The organism is Pseudomonas sp. B2021 (genome assembly GCF_018135665.1).
GTDB lineage: Bacteria > Pseudomonadota > Gammaproteobacteria > Pseudomonadales > Pseudomonadaceae > Aquipseudomonas > Aquipseudomonas lactis.
Window position 1 is genome coordinate 1 of the sequence record NZ_SMOF01000018.1, and the last position, 1,888, is coordinate 1,888.

Annotated in this window: 1 protein-coding gene and 1 pseudogene; both read right to left on the bottom strand. The window is 57.3% G+C overall.

Annotation, left to right across the window (positions count from 1 at the left end):
- Positions 1-86: 86 nt before the first annotated feature.
- The gene (locus tag E1K68_RS27455; RefSeq protein ID WP_244858949.1) at positions 87-1,466 is read right to left on the bottom strand and encodes a type VI immunity family protein; all 1,380 of its coding nucleotides are present in this window, start codon (positions 1,464-1,466) and stop codon (positions 87-89) included.
- 180 nt (positions 1,467-1,646) lie between these two features.
- Positions 1,647-1,888, bottom strand: a pseudogene (locus tag E1K68_RS27460) (VRR-NUC domain-containing protein); the annotation flags it as partial.

Consider the following 1,888-nt stretch of genomic DNA (forward strand, 5'->3'; position numbering starts at 1 on the left):
AAGCCTGGTTTGCCCGATAGGCGCGATAGGCACCGTCGATGATCCGCGCGACGGCAGGGGTTAGAGGGACAGGCATCAGTCGACACTCATCTCTGCACCAGCCCTAACCAGCGCCAGACAACTTTTTCACCGTCCACGTGCGGCATCAGGGCGGCGTAATCGAATAGCCGTTCGGTACCGGGTTTGTAGTCACACACCCATTTCCCTGGATACGGGCAGGTTTCGCCGCTACGGGCGCGCATGCCGCTGACAGTCCATAACCAGCGCACCTTTTGGCCTTGATGTAACGGCAGCCGTTCGTTCAGCCGGACGGTGCACTCCACGCAGCGATCCGCCTCCATTTCCCAGCGGCCGGCGCGGGGAGCGGCTTCGTGGCTGCTGGCGTGCCGGGCGGGTTCCGGGGGCGTTTGGTCGGAGTCGCGTTGCCAAAGCGTCAGCCTTTCACTGGGTTGCGAGGTGAGCACGGGCAGGATTTCGCCTTGCTTGAATTCGCGACGTGAATCAGCGACCCCCGGGACAAGCCACCAGCCGGCTTGGGTGCATGGCATGCCCGCAATGATGCTCAGCGGCGCAGAGTTTTGCGCGGGAGCCGTTGGCTTGGGTGTGCCCAATCGCGATGCTGGCGTGGGCCAGTCGCTGTCGGTATCGAAACGTGCCATCCAGCGGCGGCTGTCGGCGTCGGTAAAGCGCTCATTCGGATCACCGTCCCATTGGCCGAAGCCGAGTAATCCCAGATCGTCGTAACGGATGGGCTTGAGCAGTCTGTTCAAGAGCATGGGCAGTTCCGGCACGCCGAGTTCGACAGGGTACAACTTGGGCTGTTCGCCCAGCTCAATCCACTGGCCGCTGTGCAGTTCGATGACGTTGATGCGGGGGTGAGCGAGTGCGCTACGTACCTGTTCGCGGGTCAGGTCGAGCTTTTCTCGCCAGTGATCGGCGAGCAGGAAGGCCCAAGTGGGCGGGCGGATGCCGTTAGGCAATTCGTCGTCCATGCCATAGGCATATTCGATATCAAGTCCGTAGAAAGCTGGCATAAGCGCTCGCTCCCAGGTAGTGACTTCCGCCCGGGTGCCATATTCCATTGGATTGGCCATGGCGAAGCCGCTGTAGACCTGGTGAGCCTTGAGCAGGTCAATGGTCTTGAGGACGAACTGTCGCCAGGCATCGCGATTGTCCTGCCACCATTGCCAGCGGTAATAGAAAACAACCCAGGAGTAAGCCGATTTTTTCCCGGTACCTTCGTGCCTGCTACGCCAGAAATGGCCCGATGTTGTGGGTGAACTGGCATGGTTTGCTTCGTCGGTAAACCAGAATTCGAAGTAATCGTTTGCATCGACATCCATCGCTTGCATGCGAAGGTCGAACTCCTCCTCGGGGTAAGGGTGCGGACGATCTGTGTCTTCGTGCATGGTCATGGTGTAAGGATGACCAAGCAGGCGTTCGAAGGCTTCGTGAATATCAACCATCAGCAGGGCGATATCGACTTGGTTGTCGGAGTTGGGGGGGAAGTAGAAGCTGATGAAGGGGGCTTACGCTATGCCGGGCGACCTCATCTGTACCCCAATCGGTGTTGGGCCATTCCTTAAGCTCTGCAATAAACTCATCACGCTCTTCTTCGTTAAACAGTCTATGAATAGTGCTCACGCTTACCTCCTATTTTTATTACCTTTCATCGAGGAATTCTTCTCTTCTGCTTTAAAACCCACGCAGTCTTCCGGAACCCTAAGCAACGCCACTTTTTCCTTGCCAATTTTCGCCGGATTTATTCCCGTCTCAGGTGTCATGAGGGTCACGTACCTTTTCATTTGTTTTGAAACTGCCCAATCACCCGGGAACTTGATCTCCACCGCCGCAAACACATTCTCGGTTTCAAACGGCTCTTGCCGGT

What these genes read in the sequence shown, in the direction of transcription:
- E1K68_RS27455 (WP_244858949.1), bottom strand. Translation starts at nt 1,466, where the DNA reads ATGGTTGATATTCACGAAGCCTTCGAACGCCTGCTTGGTCATCCTTAC.